Annotated in this window: 17 protein-coding genes; 14 read left to right on the forward strand and 3 right to left on the reverse strand. The window is 50.8% G+C overall.

Going from position 1 to position 14,238, the window contains the following annotated elements; translation table 11 throughout:
* The first annotated feature begins 112 nt into the window (after positions 1 to 112).
* Both prfC and CWE21_RS12835 read left to right on the forward strand, forming a co-directional pair.
* Entirely contained in the window at positions 113 to 1,702 is a 1,590-nt protein-coding gene (gene prfC / locus CWE21_RS12830) for a peptide chain release factor 3 (protein ID WP_126834841.1), read from the forward strand.
* Positions 1,703 to 1,704: 2 nt separating this feature from the next.
* On the forward strand, positions 1,705 to 2,514 hold the full coding sequence (locus CWE21_RS12835; RefSeq protein WP_126834842.1) for a TatD family hydrolase: 810 nt from the start codon (positions 1,705 to 1,707) through the stop codon (positions 2,512 to 2,514).
* Here CWE21_RS12835 and CWE21_RS12840 read toward each other — a convergent pair.
* Positions 2,465 to 3,037, reverse strand: coding sequence for a hypothetical protein (locus tag CWE21_RS12840; protein WP_126834843.1), 573 nt, complete (start codon positions 3,035 to 3,037; stop codon positions 2,465 to 2,467). The two genes, CWE21_RS12835 and CWE21_RS12840, sit on opposite strands and share 50 nt — an antisense overlap.
* 54 nt (positions 3,038 to 3,091) lie before the next feature.
* On the opposite strand from CWE21_RS12840, the gene serB reads away from it, so the two are divergent.
* From serB to CWE21_RS12865, 5 genes are read left to right on the forward strand one after another with little or no spacing between them, the layout of a single operon-like run.
* The gene (serB, locus tag CWE21_RS12845; protein WP_126834844.1) at positions 3,092 to 3,742 is read left to right on the forward strand and encodes a phosphoserine phosphatase SerB; all 651 of its coding nucleotides are present in this window, start codon (positions 3,092 to 3,094) and stop codon (positions 3,740 to 3,742) included.
* 23 nt (positions 3,743 to 3,765) lie between these two features.
* The gene (radA, locus tag CWE21_RS12850; RefSeq protein WP_126834845.1) at positions 3,766 to 5,127 is read left to right on the forward strand and encodes a DNA repair protein RadA; all 1,362 of its coding nucleotides are present in this window, start codon (positions 3,766 to 3,768) and stop codon (positions 5,125 to 5,127) included.
* The gene (locus CWE21_RS12855; RefSeq protein WP_126834846.1) at positions 5,127 to 5,837 is read left to right on the forward strand and encodes a substrate-binding domain-containing protein; all 711 of its coding nucleotides are present in this window, start codon (positions 5,127 to 5,129) and stop codon (positions 5,835 to 5,837) included. The genes radA and CWE21_RS12855 overlap by 1 nt, the downstream gene beginning before the upstream one ends.
* Positions 5,834 to 6,790, forward strand: coding sequence for a FecCD family ABC transporter permease (locus CWE21_RS12860; protein ID WP_157982777.1), 957 nt, complete (start codon positions 5,834 to 5,836; stop codon positions 6,788 to 6,790). Before CWE21_RS12855 ends, CWE21_RS12860 begins: the two co-directional genes overlap by 4 nt.
* The gene (locus CWE21_RS12865; RefSeq protein ID WP_126834848.1) at positions 6,787 to 7,539 is read left to right on the forward strand and encodes an ABC transporter ATP-binding protein; all 753 of its coding nucleotides are present in this window, start codon (positions 6,787 to 6,789) and stop codon (positions 7,537 to 7,539) included. Before CWE21_RS12860 ends, CWE21_RS12865 begins: the two co-directional genes overlap by 4 nt.
* Here the strand turns inward: CWE21_RS12865 and CWE21_RS12870 are convergent.
* Positions 7,536 to 8,861: a S41 family peptidase gene (locus tag CWE21_RS12870; RefSeq protein WP_126834849.1), complete on the reverse strand. Its 1,326-nt coding sequence runs from the start codon at positions 8,859 to 8,861 to the stop codon at positions 7,536 to 7,538. The two genes, CWE21_RS12865 and CWE21_RS12870, sit on opposite strands and share 4 nt — an antisense overlap.
* 142 nt (positions 8,862 to 9,003) lie before the next feature.
* Here CWE21_RS12870 and nagZ point away from each other — a divergent pair, with 142 nt between their 5' ends.
* The gene (gene nagZ / locus CWE21_RS12875; protein WP_126834850.1) at positions 9,004 to 10,017 is read left to right on the forward strand and encodes a beta-N-acetylhexosaminidase; all 1,014 of its coding nucleotides are present in this window, start codon (positions 9,004 to 9,006) and stop codon (positions 10,015 to 10,017) included.
* 6 nt (positions 10,018 to 10,023) lie between these two features.
* Here nagZ and queC read toward each other — a convergent pair whose 3' ends face one another.
* The gene (gene queC, locus CWE21_RS12880) at positions 10,024 to 10,683 is read right to left on the reverse strand and encodes a 7-cyano-7-deazaguanine synthase QueC (protein ID WP_126834851.1); all 660 of its coding nucleotides are present in this window, start codon (positions 10,681 to 10,683) and stop codon (positions 10,024 to 10,026) included.
* Between the two features lie 74 nt (positions 10,684 to 10,757).
* On the opposite strand from queC, the gene queE reads away from it, so the two are divergent.
* The 6 genes from queE to CWE21_RS12910 all read left to right on the forward strand — a co-directional run bounded on the left by queE (position 10,758) and on the right by CWE21_RS12910 (position 14,236).
* Positions 10,758 to 11,444 (forward strand): 7-carboxy-7-deazaguanine synthase QueE, encoded by a 687-nt coding sequence (gene queE, locus CWE21_RS12885; protein ID WP_126834852.1) that lies wholly within the window; start codon positions 10,758 to 10,760, stop codon positions 11,442 to 11,444.
* 92 nt (positions 11,445 to 11,536) lie between these two features.
* A complete protein-coding gene (locus tag CWE21_RS12890; RefSeq protein WP_126834853.1) occupies positions 11,537 to 11,836 on the forward strand; it encodes a Flp family type IVb pilin in 300 nt (99 codons plus the stop codon).
* On the forward strand, positions 11,836 to 13,038 hold the full coding sequence (locus CWE21_RS12895; protein ID WP_126834854.1) for a hypothetical protein: 1,203 nt from the start codon (positions 11,836 to 11,838) through the stop codon (positions 13,036 to 13,038). The genes CWE21_RS12890 and CWE21_RS12895 overlap by 1 nt, the downstream gene beginning before the upstream one ends.
* The gene (locus tag CWE21_RS12900; protein WP_126834855.1) at positions 13,025 to 13,567 is read left to right on the forward strand and encodes a hypothetical protein; all 543 of its coding nucleotides are present in this window, start codon (positions 13,025 to 13,027) and stop codon (positions 13,565 to 13,567) included. The genes CWE21_RS12895 and CWE21_RS12900 overlap by 14 nt, the downstream gene beginning before the upstream one ends.
* The gene (locus CWE21_RS12905) at positions 13,561 to 14,055 is read left to right on the forward strand and encodes a hypothetical protein (protein ID WP_126834856.1); all 495 of its coding nucleotides are present in this window, start codon (positions 13,561 to 13,563) and stop codon (positions 14,053 to 14,055) included. Before CWE21_RS12900 ends, CWE21_RS12905 begins: the two co-directional genes overlap by 7 nt.
* On the forward strand, positions 14,039 to 14,236 hold the full coding sequence (locus CWE21_RS12910) for a hypothetical protein (protein WP_126834857.1): 198 nt from the start codon (positions 14,039 to 14,041) through the stop codon (positions 14,234 to 14,236). The genes CWE21_RS12905 and CWE21_RS12910 overlap by 17 nt, the downstream gene beginning before the upstream one ends.
* Positions 14,237 to 14,238 lie beyond the last annotated feature (2 nt).

Genomic DNA, 14,238 nt, shown 5'->3' on the forward strand with positions numbered 1-14,238 from the left:
GAAAGTCGTAAAATAGGGGAGAACCCCTAACATTCAGGCGCCAACACCGCAAGATGTGTGTTAAAATTCCAACCTTATGAATCCTCTGTTGGTGAAAAAGGGAACGGAACGAATGAGTGGTGGTAGTTTGAGTAATGAAGTCAATAAACGCAGAACCTTTGCGATCATCTCGCACCCGGATGCGGGTAAAACGACTATCACCGAAAAGGTTCTTTTGCACGGACAACGTTTGCAGAAGGCCGGTACCGTAAAAGGCAAGAAGTCAGGCCAACATGCGAAGTCTGACTGGATGGAAATGGAAAAAGAGCGTGGCATCTCAGTGACCACCTCGGTAATGCAGTTTCCGTACCGTGATGCGTTAGTCAACCTGCTGGATACCCCAGGACACGAGGACTTCTCAGAGGACACCTACCGTACACTTACCGCAGTGGATTCCTGTTTGATGGTCATTGACGGCGCCAAGGGTGTCGAGGACCGGACCATCAAGCTCATGGAAGTCACCCGTTTACGTGACACGCCAATCATCACTTTTATGAATAAACTAGACCGTGACATTCGTGACCCGTTGGAGTTGCTTGATGAGGTCGAGAGCGTACTTAATATTATGTGTGCGCCTATCACTTGGCCCATTGGCTCAGGCAAGAACTTCAAAGGTGTTTACCACCTAATGAATGACGAAACCATTCTCTACAAAACGGGGCAAGGGCACCGTATTCAAGATCGTGACATCATCAAGGGCTTAGATAACCCTGAGCTCGATGCGCGTATTGGTGATTATGCCGCCGACTTACGCGAGCAAATCGAGTTGGTGAAAGGCGCTTCGAACGAGTTTGATAAAGAACTATTCTTAGCCGGTGAACTTACGCCTGTTTATTTTGGTACCGCTTTGGGTAATTTCGGCGTTGATCATATGCTTGATGGCTTGGTGCAATGGGCACCCACGCCGTTGCCGCGCGAAACCGATGAAGGTAAGCAAGTGAGCGCAACGATGCCTACCTTCTCTGGCTTCGTCTTTAAGATCCAAGCGAACATGGACCCTAAACATCGTGACCGCGTGGCCTTTATGCGTATCGTGTCAGGTAAGTATGAGAAGGGCATGAAGATGCATCAGGTGCGTATCGGTAAAGATGTTCGTATCGCTGATGCGTTAACGTTTTTAGCCGGTGACCGCGAGCACGTTGAAGAGGCCTACCCTGGCGATATTATCGGTCTGCATAACCATGGCACAATTCAAATCGGTGATACCTTTACTGCGGGTGAGAAATTTAAATTCAGCGGTATTCCAAACTTCGCACCTGAACTATTCCGCCGCATTCGTCTTAAAGATCCGCTCAAACAGAAACAGCTATTGAAAGGTCTGGTGCAGCTGTCGGAAGAAGGTGCGGTGCAGGTCTTCCGGCCACTAGCCAACAACGACTTGATTGTTGGAGCGGTCGGTGTACTCCAGTTTGACGTAGTCGTGCATCGCCTTAAGTCGGAGTACAATGTCGATGCGGTCTATGAGTCGATCAATGTTGCGACAGCCCGCTGGGTTTCAAGTAATGATGAGCGTAAACTTGATGAATTCCGTCGCAAAGCGGAGCAGAATTTAGCTCTCGATGGCGGTGACAACCTCACTTATATTGCGCCGACAATGGTGAATTTGAATCTTGCCACTGAGCGCTACCCTGACATCGAGTTTCATCATACACGCGAGCATTAATTATGTCTGAGAGCCTCTTTGATACCCATTGCCATCTTGATTTTGAGGTGTTTGATGCGGATCGAAACGAGGTTCTTGAACGAGCGTGGCAAGCGGGTGTTCGGCACATTTTAATCCCGGGCACCCAGCAGGGTGACATCGCTTCGAAGGCGTTAGTCCATGATACGCAAATCCAACTCCACCGAGCTGCGGGCTTGCATCCCTATTTTATTCAACACCACCAGCCTGCGCATCTAGCCAAAGTAGAAGAACAGCTAAAACAAGATCAACACCTGCTCGTTGGAGAGATCGGACTTGACCGAACCTGTCCAGAATGGGACAAGCAATGTGAGTTATTCGAGCAGCAAGTGCAGCTAGCTGCGCGGTATCGTCGGCCGCTAATTCTGCATCATCGTAAGTCGCAAAGTGACCTGTTAGGCATACTCACCTCCTATCTCGATGAGCTACCGAGCTGCAAAGGCGTTCTGCATGCGTTCAGTGGCAGTGCGCAGCAGGCGCAAGATTGGATTACGAAAGGCTTTAAGCTTGGCGTTGGTGGCACGATTACCTATGCACGAGCGAAAAAAACGCGGTCAGCTATCGCGCAAGCACCGCTTTCAGGTCTTGTGCTTGAAACCGATGCCCCTGATATGCCGCTCGCGGGTGGACAAGGGCAACGTAACGAACCTTGTTGTGTAGCCGATGTGTTTCAAGCGCTGCAGCAACTCCGCAATGAGTCACCTGCAGAGCTTGCCCATGCATTGTGGGAAAATAGTCACCAACTTACTGGTTTTCTTGCGGCGGACGCCAACGGCGATAGCGCCACTTATTGAAGGTAATGGTAGCTAGAACACCGGCAAGTAACGCAAATAAAATGAGGTATTGACCGTAATAGGTCAGATACTCATGCGTCGCAAGCGGCTCAGCAAGCAGCAGCGGTTGGTTGACCGTAACATGTAGATAGCCATGAATTAGAGAGTCTTCGCGAACCTCTTCAACCACGACAAACACTTGTTCCGGTTGCTCGGTGACTGCATCCGCACTTACCACCACTTGCCCGTAATTATCATAAATAGCACTGAACTCAACGAGGCGATGTTCGGTAAGACGATCGACGAGCGCTTGCAGTTTTTCTTCGTCATTTTCGATAAGCCAATAACGCGCTTCGTGGCCTGCTTGTGCAGCCATAAGTTCGACCAGCTGTTGGCTATGCGTCTGCAAATCGGCGAGACTGGTTTGCTGCATACTACTCCATAAATTCTCAATCAGAACAATTAGGAGTAACGCAGCGACTAATCTGCGGCCACGGCGATAGACAAGCTTGATGATATTGATAACATGCTGAGTTGTTGTCATGACAAAACTATACGCTGTGAAGCACTCCAAGAGCAACAGAGAAGAAGAGAAACAATGCCTAATATACAACAACCTGGCTTAGTTGTGTTTGATATGGATTCGACGCTTATTACCATTGAGTGCATCGATGAAATTGCCGATCAAGTTGGCAAGAAAGCTGAGGTGAGTGCCGTCACCGCGGCAGCTATGCGTGGAGAACTTGATTTTGCAGCAAGCTTGCGGGCGCGGGTGCAGTTGTTGCAGGGAGTGCGCGAGCAGCAACTCGAGACACTTTTTCAGCCTTTACCATTAAGTCAGGGCGCAGCTGAACTCATTGACTGGTTCCATAGTCATGGCTGGTATACGGCGGTTGTTTCCGGTGGTTTTACTTGGTTTACCGAGCGACTTGCCGAGGCGATTCGCTTAGACGCCCACAAAGCAAATATTCTGCAATGGCAGGCTGGTGAGCTCAATGGAACAGTTGCCGAACCTATTGTTGATGCGGCAAGTAAGGCAGCATTTTTGACCGAGCTAGCACAGCGTTGGTCAATTCCTTTAAGTAACACTATCGCGGTCGGCGATGGCGCAAATGATATCGCTATGCTCGAGGCAGCGGGTTATGGTGTTGCCTATTGCGCAAAGCCGGCTTTGCAAAAAGTAGCCGATGTAAGTATCGAGCAACCTGACCTCATGCTGATTGCAAACCATTTAAGCAAATTAGCCTAATTTTTAAGGATCGAGTGAGCATTATGGCAAAAGCAAAAACGGCCTATGTGTGTAATGAGTGCGGTGCTGATTTTGTGCGCTGGCTGGGCCAGTGCACGGAATGCAAAGCGTGGAATTCGCTCAGTGAAGTACGTTTAGGGACAAGTAAAAGCGCAACAGTTGAGCGGCGAGGTTTTGCTGGCGCAACTCAAGCAAAAGTTCAGACACTTAGCGAAGTTGATTTAGAGGACTTGCCACGGTTCAGTTCGACCTATCAAGAATTTGACCGCGTTTTAGGTGGTGGCATTGTACCGGGTTCGGCGATTTTGATTGGAGGCTCGCCCGGTGCCGGCAAAAGTACATTATTGCTACAGACCATGTGTCAGCTTGCGGCGTCAATGAATACGCTCTACGTGACGGGCGAGGAATCGTTACAGCAGGTCGCGTTGCGGGCCCAACGTTTGGGGCTTCCCACTGATAAGTTACGCATGCTGGCAGAAACTTCGGTGGAGACGATTTGTGACTTAGCTGATCGTGAGCAGCCCCGCGTAATGGTGATTGACTCGATTCAAGTCATGCACCTTGCCGATATTCAGTCGGCGCCAGGTAGCGTATCGCAAGTGCGAGAGTCCGCGGCTTATTTGACTCGTTACGCCAAGCAAAAAGGTGTCGCCATCATCATGGTAGGTCACGTGACTAAGGATGGCTCCTTGGCGGGACCTAAGGTGCTTGAGCACTGTATTGATGCCTCGATTTTGCTCGAAGGTACAGCTGATTCGCGCTTTCGTACCCTGCGCGGCCACAAAAACCGCTTTGGCCCAGCCAACGAGTTAGGCGTCTTTGCCATGACGGGGCAGGGCTTACGTGAGGTCAGTAACCCCTCGGCGATATTTTTGCAGCGCGGAGAAGAGCACGGCAATGGTTCAGTCGTTATGGTTATTTGGGAAGGCACCCGGCCTTTGCTGGTTGAGTTGCAGGCGCTTGTTGACGCAAGTCAACTGGCAAATCCGCGACGTGTGGCGGTAGGAACTGAAGCGACGCGTCTGGCAATGTTATTGGCCGTATTGCATCGTCATGGCGGCCTGCATATGTCGGATCAAGACGTGTTCGTAAACGTTGTCGGTGGTGTACGCGTCACCGAGACCGGAGCGGATCTCGCATTGTTACTAGCCATCGTTTCGAGTTTCCGAGAGCAACCTTTGCCGCGCGATCTCATTGTTTTCGGCGAAGTCGGCTTAGCAGGTGAAATTCGCCCAGTACAAAACGGCCAAGCGCGACTGAATGAAGCGGCGAAACACGGTTTTACTCGTGCCATTGTACCTGCCGGTAACCGGCCCAAGGATGCCATTCCGGGTATGGAAGTCATTGCGGTTAAAAACCTGCAGCAAGCGCTTGAGGCGATATAGTGGTTACCGGCTTAGTGATAGCCAGTGTGATTGTCAGTCTGAACCCCTGCTTTGATGACTGGTTGCCACAATGGCTCGATGAGCGCTATCAGTTCGTGCCAACGACTATGCATGGACAGCGCCTAGAGGCTATCTTGCAACAGCAACCTGACGTCGTTCTCACTGGAAGTTTTGTCAATCGCAGCCTAAGGCTGGCGCTCGAGGCGAGGGTTGAGCTCGTTACGATGCCTTATGTAACTACCCGCGAGGCGTGGGATGAGGCTTTGGATGATCTTGCTCAGCAACTGCAGCAAGAGCAACAGTTACAGCAATGGCGGGATGCGCAACAGCGTCAGCTACAACATGTTGACTTAGCCAGTCTAGGGAAGGTGCTGGTACTCATGCCGAATGCTTACACTTGGGGGCAGAACAGCTGGGTAGCAGAGCTTATCCAAAACCAGAATGGACAGCTATCGCCGCTGATGGGGGCAGGCCAGTTAGTGCGCTTAAGTTTAGAACAAGTGTTGTTGAGCACTCCAGATACGGTGATCCTCGAAGGATTCTCGCAGGACTATGCTCGCGCCCACGACTGGTTGTGGCATCGTGCCGTACAAGACTGGTTAACCAAACGTCGCGTGCTGGAAGTTAGCGGCGATATTGCCGGATGTTCAGATATTCGCGCGGTGGATTACTTACAAAGCCTGATGAGCGAGCAAGGAGTGCCACAATGAAGCGCTGGATCTGGGTGATTTTGTTGCCGACTCTCGCTCTAGCGATGCTATTGCATGTCATGATTGGTGCTGCGGGCTGGGGCATAAGTGTCTTAGGTGAGCAAGCGGCGATGATCATCTATGAATTGCGCCTGCCGAGGATGCTGTTGGCTTTATTGAATGGCATAGCGCTTGGCCTAGCAGGTGCGGTGTTACAGATCGTATTTCGTAACCCCCTAGCGGAGCCGGGGATTACCGGCGTCGCGAGCGGCAGCGCACTTGCGGTCGTGGTAGTGCTCTATAGTGGCCTTGCGTTGCCCACCCTCTGGGCATTACCAGCGATTGGTATGCTAGGTGGGCTCCTGAGCTTAATCGCTCTGTGGCTGATCGCTGGCGGCAATACGACGGGCTTTCGTCTGATTCTAGCAGGTGTGGCCGTGGCATCGCTTGCTGGCGCTTTGGTGGCCTTGGTATTGAACTTAGCGCCAAACCCGTTTGCCTATTTGGAATGGAGTTTATGGCTGCTTGGGTCAGTCGCGAATCGTGGCTGGGAGCAGGTCTATCTGATGTTACCAAGCCTCTTCATCGCGGCTGCATTATTCGCTTGGCAACGCAGTTTTATTAATGCACATATTTTTGATGCCGCAACCTTAGCGACGCTCGGTTTTCGGCAACGTGCATCAATGTGGTGGCTATTACTTGGTGTCACCTTACTGATTTCTGCCTCGGTTGTAACAGCAGGTGTAATCGGCTTTATTGGTTTATTAGCCCCGCATGCGGTGCGCTTACTTGGCGAACAGCGGCCCTTACCTCTGGTGGTAATGAGCGGCCTTTGTGGTGGCTTGTTGGTCGTTTTAATCGATGCCCTAGTCAAAGTCATTCCGACGACGGTAGAGCTCCAGTTAGGCGTCGTTGCTGCATTTTTAGGTGCCCCTTGGTTGATCTATTTACTGGCAAAACAGAGGCTGCAATGAGTTTAGTCAGTCAACAACTTAGTTATGGTACACGGCTTAAGAATGTCAGTTTTACTGTGCCTGAGGGGCAATTAGTCGGCATCATCGGCGCCAACGGAGCAGGAAAAACAACCTTGCTACATACCCTGACCGGACAGTTAGCGCCGAGTGCCGGAAGTGTACACTTCGCCGGTGTCGATATCTCCCAACTGGAACCATTACAACGTCGTCAGTTATTTGGCTTTCTGCCGCAAAACCCAAGCGCGCATGCGGAAGTGAGCGTTGCTCATTTTCTACAAAGCGGACTGGTTAACTTGCCACTAAAAGTATCGGCGTCAGAAGAGCTGGCGCGCGTCGTTAAGCTTTTGCAGTTGGAAAACTATTTGGCGCGGCCTTTTACGCAATTATCTGGAGGCGAACAGCGACGTGTACAGCTGGCGCGGGCATTGCTTGGCGATCAGCCTTGGCTGGTTTGTGATGAACCCACAGCGAGTTTAGATTTGCACTATCAGTTGCATGTCATGCAATTACTTAAAAGCTTAGCCGCGCAAGGTAAAACCATAACGGTTGCCCTGCATGACTTGAGCTTAGCGGCCCGGTTTTGTGATCAGCTTGTGCTCTTACGCCACGGAGCACTGCTTGCGGCGGATCAGCCCGCAGCGGTGCTTACGGACGCCAACTTAGCCCAGGCTTTCGGAATTAAAGCGCGTTGGTTATGCACCGAACAAGGGGTAGCGTTACTCCCCTCATTGCTCGATGACCAAGATTAAAATTCACGTCGCCATTGTTCGAGTAGATTTGCCGCCCTTACTGGTTTGTCCTTATCGGACAACCAAGCTTGTTGTGCACTCGTTTGTGCGCTAGGGCTACAGTTATCAAAGCTAATATAATGCTTCGCTTCATCTAACAGCGGATCACCATTTACCCCCCAGTCCCCGACTAAACGGTCGGCAGCTGCGCATTGTGGCATCAAACCGTCAAAGTAGCGTCCCTCGCCATCAGCATTGACTGTCTCGAAGTTAATAACGAAGCTGCGTTTGTCGCAGAAGGGTTGCGGTGATTGTCCGACAGGCTTACCGCAGGTCGGTTGTCCAATCACAACCACGTCGATATAAGGCTTGAGCCCATTAATGATCAGCTCAGATGATGAACAGCTCGCGCCGGTCGTAAGAACGAAGACTCGTTCGAGATTGAGTTGCTGCACGCCGTCCACCAACTGGAACAGCGAGGTATTATTTCGATCAGAGTTTTTATCGTTGTAGATGAGCGACACAAATGGGTTGCCCATGACATTATTGCCGGCCGCTTGCGTTGCTGCTTGGTTAGCGTAGCGAATGAGTCCACCACCGTTGTAGCGTACATCGATAATCAGCTCGTCAACGCCTACTAGCGCATTGTAAGCGCTATTTAAATCAGCGCCAGTGCGGTCGATAAAGCTATTAAGCACGTAATAACCGATATCTTTACCATCTTGTGCGAAGCGTTCGATAGCGAGCACAGTGTTGGTTTCAACGGCCGTTTTGGTGATCACATCGGTTTGCTCAGCGCCACTGGGCTTAGCCCAGCGAAATGTTATTGCTGTACCTTCTTCAGCGGGACCCAAAGCCGAGTTTAACGTGCCGTTGGCAATCAAAGTCGCTACGGCAACACCATCGATTTCAAGGATCTCGTCACCACGTGACATCCCTGCGGTTGCTGCTGGTGAGTCGGCAAAAACATAGTTGATAAAGAGTCCTGAGCCCACGACGCGAGTAGAAAAGCCAAAGCCTACATATTCGGCATTAACGAAACGTTCTTGGTATTCCTGCTCTGTTAAGACATAACTGAAACGGTCTTGCGGGCTGCGAATGGCATCGAGGAGTGCAAAAACGGATGAATAGTCGGTCGGATCGATATTGGCCGGAATATCTTCATACCAAAAGTAGTTTTCCCTCATGTAATCGAGGAAAAAAGCATTTTGTTCGTTGACGGAACAGCTGCCGGTATCAACTGAGCCATTCCCAGAGCCACCACCACCGCCGCAGCTCGCAAGTAGCGGCAGTCCACATAGCAAAGCGAGGCTTCGTGCGAGTTTATTATAGGTCATTGACATGGTCGGCTCCTGAAATACTCTGTCTACTCTTTATATATCGCCTTGTCACGAACAAGTCTAGTCACTCAATTGAATAGTGACGTCTTGCATATTTTTTGGCAAACTGCCTCCTTTCATACGTATCAAGTGCAGCGGAAGTTCTATGACAGCAGTAATGATTGACCTCGAGGGTACTGAGTTAACGCAAGTTGAGCGCGAATTAGTGGCTCACCCCGCGGTCGGCGGCGTGATTTTCTTTACTCGAAACTTCGCCTCACAAGAGCAACTGCAAGAATTGGTCCGACAGACACGCGCTGCTGCGAGTAGCCCGCTTGTTCTTGCGGTTGATCACGAAGGCGGAAGGGTGCAACGCTTTCGCGAAGGTTTTTCATCTATTCCTGCGATGGGAAAAATTCTCCCGCAAAGTAGTTCTCTCGAAGAGGCGCAGCACATTTGCCAGGAGTTAGGCTGGTTGATGGCAAGCGAAGTGCTGGCGATGGATATTGATATCAGTTTCGCGCCGGTCCTCGATATAAACGGCATTAGTGAAGTGATAGGCGAGCGGGCTTTTGCCTCTTCGGCGGAACAGGTGTCATTGTTGGCGCGGTCATGGATTAAAGGCATGCATCACGCTGGTATGAAGGTGACCGGTAAGCACTTCCCAGGCCACGGTTCAGTGCAAGCCGACTCGCACATTGCTGCCCCTGTCGATGAGCGGCCATGGGAAGCAATTCTCAAGACCGACCTTCCGCCGTTTGTCGAACTTGCCAATTGTCTTGACGCAATTATGCCGGCACATGTTATCTATCCTGATATTGATGATAAACCAGCAGGCTTTTCAGAGCGCTGGTTGCAGCATATCTTGCGTGCCCAGTTGGGTTTCAAAGGTGTGATCTTTAGCGATGATTTGGCGATGGCAGCAGCGCACGCTGCGGGTGATATGCCTGATCGAGCGCGTGCTGCGTTACGTGCCGGCTGCGACATGGTCCTTGCGTGTAATGACCGCAGCGGCGCCGAGGCAGTTCTTACGGCGATGGAAAGTGAGTTAGCCGCTATCGACCGACAGCCCAACAGCTGTTATGAACGTCTCGCTAAGCGCGCCGCATTAGGCATGCCAATGTTACGCAATCATCCGCGCTGGCATCAGGCTCAAGCACTGCTTCAGCGCTTCTCTTAAAGCTTGCTATGATTCGTAGCTAAGCGGGTCTGTGGCGTTATTCGCAGCGAAAGCTTCTAAGCGTTCAACACATGCGCCACACTTGCCACAGGCTTTTTCGCGGCCATTGTAGCAGGTCCACGTGTTGCTATAGTCGAGGCCCATGGCTAGGCCGTCGCGCAGGATTTCAGCCTTGTCATTGGCAAGATAGGGAACCGCAATCTCAACGGGTTCATAATTCGCGATCTTGCTCACCTCATTCATGCGTTGAACGAATTCTGGACGACAATCAGGGTAGATCGCATGGTCGCCGGAGTGCGCGCCATAGTAGACGGCTTCTGCCCCTATTGAGACGGCATAACCAATCGCCAGTGATAGCAAGATCATGTTGCGATTCGGAACCACCGTGGATTGCATGGATGCCTCTTCATAATGCCCTTCAGGAATATCAGTCGTGTTAGAGGTCAGTGAACTATTCGCAATAAGCTCGTTTATCGCAGTAATGTCGACGACTTTGTGCGGTACGTTAAGTGCATTCGTAACTTTACGAGCGACTTCAAGCTCTTTTACGTGGCGTTGGCCGTAATTGAAACTCAAGCCATAGACCTCGTGTCCATCGCGCAACGCACGATGTAATACGGTAAATGAGTCCATACCGCCGGAATAGATAACTACCACCTTTGCCATAACAGAATTCCTTGTGACTACTTAATTACGTCTAATTTGAGGTACAATAGCGTCATAGTTTACCGCAAAACAGGATGAATCCCATTAGTACGCGCTATCCAATCAACGAATTGTTTGAAACCATCCAAGGTGAAGGCTTCTACACCGGTACCCCAGCGATTTTCTTACGCTTGCAAGGGTGTCCAGTGGGTTGCCCTTGGTGTGACACGCAACATACTTGGGATAAAGCAGCTGAGGATCAGGTTGAACTGGAAACCGTTCTAAATAAATCATCTGCAACCTCGCAATGGGCGGAGCTTTCAGCGACAGAGGTACTTGCAGCATTCAAGCAGCAAGGCTTTCATGCTAAGCACGTTGTGATAACCGGTGGCGAGCCGGCAATGTACGATTTGCGTGAGCTAGCACAGGTATTAGAGGCTGCGGGGTATGCTTTGCAGATTGAAACGAGCGGTACCTATGAGCTCAAAGTTTCAGCGGGAACTTGGGTAACCGTCTCACCAAAATTAGATATGCCAGGTGGTTTTCTAGTTCGCCCAGACTGTATGAAACGTGCGAACGAAATAAAACACCCTGTGGCGATGCAAAAGCATATTGATGCTCTTGATAATCTCCTCGAAAAATGTCCGCCGGCCGCGGGCACGATCATCTCTTTACAGCCAATATCCCAGCGTCCTCGCGCGACTGAACTCGCGATCAAAACCTGCATCGAACGTAACTGGCGTTTGTCAGTGCAATTACACAAGTATCTTCACATCGAGTAAGCCTCAGCTTCTTTTCCATTTGCTTTGCCTGCATGCGGCTATAGTTGGGTTGTTCAATACTGAATACCTGTTAACTTTCGCAAGGAGGCATTATGCAACATGGACGTTCTTACTTTACTCCGGTCGTAGCGCGCACACATTGTCTAGGTCAGGGCATGACCGAGTACATCATCATCGTTGCGCTTATTGCGGTTGCTGCCATTGGTGTCTATTCATTGCTGGGCAAAACCGTTCGTAATCAAGTTTCTGGCATTGCACATGAAGTCAGTGGTCAGAACTCGTCACAGCAGTTAAACGAAGCACGTTCGAGTGCACGCCGTTCGGGAACGGTGGCGAAACAAGATGTCAATCTAGGCAATTACGATGAAGCAACTGAGTCGGGAAGTAACTGATGCGCGGCAATGGTTTCACGACGCTCTGGCTGCTTCCTATTTTACTGGGGCTGATGCTTTTGCTGTTGGGCTTGCTTGCCCGCAGTGAAGCCTTGCGCAACAGCTGGTATCAGCAGACCGTAGCTGACAACATGGCGAGTTCTGCCGCGACCCTGCTGGCACGAGAAATGAATCTACTAGCCATAACCAATCGCGCACTGTTAGCGAACGAGTTAACCGTGGCACAGTTGCTAGGTTTGGCGAGCTGGTTTCAAATGATGAAGGATGTAGCGGATCGCAGTGCCATGGCCTCATCGTGGATTCCTTACCTCAATGCGATTACGCGAAACATTGCGAATGTCGTGCAAAATATTGAGCGTCCGTTCTATCAGGTATTACAAGCCGTAATGTACTTCCAGCGCATGGTCACTAATGCGCTACGCGCAACGCAGTGGTATGCGCGGGTGGGGTTTGCAATGACCCTGCCAAAAACCATGGAGCAAATTATGGCCAAGCATGAATTGCCGCAAAGCCAACGGAAATGGCAATTATTACATGCGCCTGGCATCGTCCCTGTCCCATGGCTGTGGTGGACTTATATTCCAGCCCAAACCTCGGGTTCTGATCAAAAACTTGCTCACCGTCTAATGCTGCACAGTCTCGATCCGTTTTCAAAGAAGCGTAGCTATGAGTGGTTTGATGCAGTACAAATTGAAGTTGAAAAAGCGGGCGGAGCGCGATTACAGGAGGCCAACAACGGCGAATGGACGTGGCAAAGCATGGACACGGTTTCGATTCATGTTAGAGGGTTACTTGACTCCGATGAATACCCTTGGGGCGATGGTGCTACCTATCTCGGCGATGAAATTGCGGACTTGAGTGCGCAAGACTTTGGCCAAACGTCCAAGATAAATCCTACCGCAACTAAGTGGGGGCTGTCTGATCAAGATAGCTTTGCTGGCGGTGCCCAACGCTTTCGCTATTTCAACAGAGAAAGTCTGGAGCCCGACGATTGGCCCAGCGTGATTGTCGTGTTGCCGCAGGCGGTAGCTAAGGCTGGAGTCGTCTATTCGCGCCCCTCGACGTGGTTTCCTCGCGCCGATGAGCAACACGAACAAGCAAATCTGTTCAACTCCCTGTGGCAGAGTCAGCTTCAATCGCTGTCACAGTTTGAGCGTACTTTGTTAAGCACGCAGTATAGGTATTCTCATGCAAGTTTCTAAGACACATGCGGGACAGGCGTTGTTAGAGAGCTTGCTGGTGCTAACCCTGCTCGCGGTTCTCTTGCAGGTACTCTTCGAAACGATCGCGCCGTTACATAACCAGCAAATGAGCCGCATCGAAATGGCACGTGAGGCGCTATGGCGCTGGCAGCCCAGCGCTGTGGAGGAGAGCAGTGAGGGGTATGCATTTGCCAAACGTGCAAAGGTCGTATTGGCTCCGCTCAAAGCTCTAACAGGGTTAAACCTTGCGCAAGAAAACCTGCGGACGATTAACGCTGATAGTGACTACGCGCCCATGGCACGTATTACCGATACTTGGTCGCCCCAAGCGACCGCAGAATTATATTCGCGTCCAGCGCAACTGACGCCGTTTTCGCGTTTGCAAGAGTTGGGGGTGGGAGAAGTTCAGGACTTTATCAGTTGGCTGCACTTTACCGAGGAATTTGACTCAGAAAGTCTCAAATTTGGCCATGTGGCAATTGATGCGACACCGTCTGAGTTGCCCTGTCAGCGAGGGACACGATGTTAGGCAACGAGCTTCCGGCGGAATGGAATGCATTAGAGTGGGCGGTGCAAGCCACAGTGACTCACTGGCAGTTAGCCGTGAAACATCCTCCACAATTGGAAGTCCTCGGCTGTCAGGTGAGCCGATGGATGCCGCACTTTTCTTGGTGCGAGTCAGGGGAAAGCTTATGGTTACTGCAACAGCTAAACGACGTGTATTGGCTAAGTGAATTTCGTCATGCTCCGACAAAGGAGCTGCCAGCAACAAGCAATTGGCGTGGACTAAGGCTGCAACGCTTTAGTGCACAGGGACAAATCATCGAAGTTCATCACAGTCCACATCATCCTCAACAACTAGAGAGTTTTCTTAAGCTGCGCCACCCGCTGCGCAAGCCAAAAATGATGGAGCTAAGCCATGGAAGGTTTTATATGTCGCTGCAGAATCCTACTGAAGAGGTCTTTATCTACCAGCGTGCCGAGGGGACACTCTTGGTTAGTGCTAAACAGAAGTAACCAAGGCCAAGCCAACGTCGAAGTGCTAGTGGTGGCGCTAGGTTTATTTGCAATTATCTTAGTTCCGGTGACCGCGGAAGAGCAAACGGTACTTGAGCTCATCGAGCTGATAGTGACCTCGTGGATGTTTATTTTCTCGGTTACTTGGCAGCAGTTCTTGCTGCATCCTTGGGCTGCATAGTT

This window comes from Pseudidiomarina aquimaris, from assembly GCF_003987395.1.
Taxonomy (GTDB): domain Bacteria; phylum Pseudomonadota; class Gammaproteobacteria; order Enterobacterales; family Alteromonadaceae; genus Pseudidiomarina; species Pseudidiomarina aquimaris.